At 78.5% G+C, this 2,325-nt stretch carries 2 protein-coding genes; both read left to right on the forward strand.

The window, feature by feature from the left end; genetic code table 11:
• A partial coding sequence (locus EAD89_RS30070; RefSeq protein WP_147458897.1) for a ComEA family DNA-binding protein occupies window positions 1-516 on the forward strand: 516 nt, incomplete at its 5' end.
• 41 nt (window positions 517-557) lie between these two features.
• On the forward strand, window positions 558-2,325 hold a 1,768-nt coding region (locus tag EAD89_RS30075), incomplete at its 3' end, for a ComEC/Rec2 family competence protein (protein ID WP_121678036.1).

Below are 2,325 nucleotides of genomic sequence, written 5' to 3' on the forward strand. Positions count from 1 at the left end.
GCCGAGATGGCCGGGGCGGCCCCGCTGGCCAGCGAGGCCGCCCCGGCCATCTCGGCAGGCGGCGACCCCAGCGCGTCCGGCGCGGCCGAGGTGGTCGTGGCGGTCGCCGGCAAGGTCCGCAAGCCCGGTCTGGTGCGGTTGCCGGCCGGGTCGCGGCTCGCCGACGCGGTGCAGGCGGCCGGCGGCGCGTTGCCCGGAGTCGACGTGGCGCTGCTCAACCCGGCGCGCAAGGTCACCGACGGGGAGCTGATCGTCGTCGGGGTGACGCCACCGCCACCGGCCGCTGCCGCCGGGCCGGCGGCGGGCGGGGCGGCGCCCGCGGGCGGGCCGCTGAACCTCAACACGGCAACGCTGGCCCAGCTCGACGCGCTGCCGGGGGTCGGGCCGGTGCTCGCCCAGCGGATCCTCACCCACCGCGACCAGCACGGCGGGTTCAAGTCCGTCGGCGACCTGCGCCAGGTCGACGGGATCGGCGACGCCCGCTACGAGCAGCTCAAGGACCTGGTGACGGTGTGAGCGGCCACCCCGTCGCCGATGACCGGTCACCGGCAGGCGACCTGAACGCCGGCCAGGCGAAGACTGCGCCGCCGGATCTACGGCTGGCCGGGTTGGCGGTGGCCGCCTGGCTCACCGCCCTCGCCGGGCTGCACGTCGGCACACGCCCGCTCGTGCTGGTGGCCGGGGTGGTGGCAATCCTGACGGCGGGCAGCGCGATGCACACCGCCGGCCGCCTCGGTCGCCCCCGGGACGGCCTCCGCCGTTACGGCTGGATCGCCGTCGCGGTGGGCCTCGGCGTGGTCTGCGGCGCGGCGGCCACCGCCGCCCGGCTCACCGTCCGGGACGCGCCGCCGGTCCGCGCCCTGGCCGAGCAGCGCGCCCCGGTGACCGCCGACCTGATCGTCCGCGACGACCCGCGCCCGATCCGGTCCGCCGGGCGTCCGGGCATGCTGCTGGTGCCGACCGAGCTGGTCCGGCTCACCGGCCCGGACGACCGACGGGTTCACGCGTCCGTGCGGGTGCTGGTCCTGGCCACCGACCCGGCCTGGCGTGGCCTGCTGCCCGGGCAGCGCGTTGCCGCCGAGGGTCGGCTCGGTGTCCCGCTCGGCGGTGACCTCACCGCGGCGGTGCTCAGCACCAACGGCCCGCCGGAGCGGCACGGTGTCCCGTCCTGGGCGCAGCGCGCCGCCGGGACGCTGCGCGCCGGGCTGCAACGGGCCTGCGCACCGCTTCCCGATGAGCCGGGTGGCCTGCTGCCCGGGCTGGTGGTGGGGGACACCAGCCGGCTGCCGCCCGGCGTGGAGGAGGACTTCCGGGCCACCGGCATGACCCACCTCAACGCCGTCTCCGGTTCCAACGTGGCGATCGTGGTGGGCGCGGTGCTGCTGCTGGCCCGGTGGGCGCGGGCCGGCCCGTGGCTCGCCGTCGGCCTCTGCGGGGTGGCGCTGGTCGGCTTCGTCATCCTGGTGCGCCCCTCGCCGAGCGTCGTGCGGGCCGCCACCATGGGGGCGATCGGGCTCGCCGCGCTGGCCGCCGGCCGTCCCCGGGCGGCGCTGCCCGCGTTGGCCGCCGCCGTCACCGTGCTGGTGCTGGCCGATCCGGAGCTGGCCGGCGATGCGGGGTTCGCGCTCTCCGTACTGGCCACCGGTGGTCTGCTGCTGCTCGCTCCCCGCTGGCGGGACGGCCTGCGCCGGCGGGGCGTCCCGGCCGGGCTGGCCGAGGCTCTGGCCGTGCCGGCGGCCGCACAGCTGGCCTGCGGGCCGGTCGTCGCCGGCATCTCCGGCACGGTCAGCCTGGTGGCGGTGCCGGCCAACCTGCTGGCGGTGCCGGCCATCGCGCCGGCGACCGTGCTGGGCGTGCTGGCGGCCACGCTGTCGCCACTCTGGCCGGCCGGCGCGGAGTTCGTCGCGTGGCTGGCGAGCTGGCCGGCGTGGTGGCTGGTGGTCATCGCCCACCAGGGCGCCCGACTGCCGGCCGGCACGCTGCCGTGGCCGGGCGGGGTGTGGGGTGCCCTGCTGCTGGCCGGGCTGACCGTGGCGCTGCTGGTCGCGGTGCGCCGCCCGGTGGTGCGCCGGCTGGTGGCGGTGGTCGCGGTGGCCGCGCTGCTGGGCTCCCTTCCGGTCCGGCTCGTGGCCGCCGGCTGGCCGCCGTCCGGCTGGGTGGTGGTGGCCTGCGCGGTGGGTCAGGGCGACGCCCTGGTGCTGCCGGTCGCCGCCGGTCGGGCGGTGGTCGTGGACGCCGGGCCGGAGCCGGCGGCGGTGGACGGCTGCCTGCGTCGGCTCGGCGTCCGGGAGGTGCCGCTGCTGGTGCTGGCTCTTATACACATCT

The sequence above is a fragment of the Micromonospora sp. BL4 genome (genome assembly GCF_003667505.1).
In the GTDB taxonomy this organism is placed as follows: domain Bacteria; phylum Actinomycetota; class Actinomycetes; order Mycobacteriales; family Micromonosporaceae; genus Micromonospora.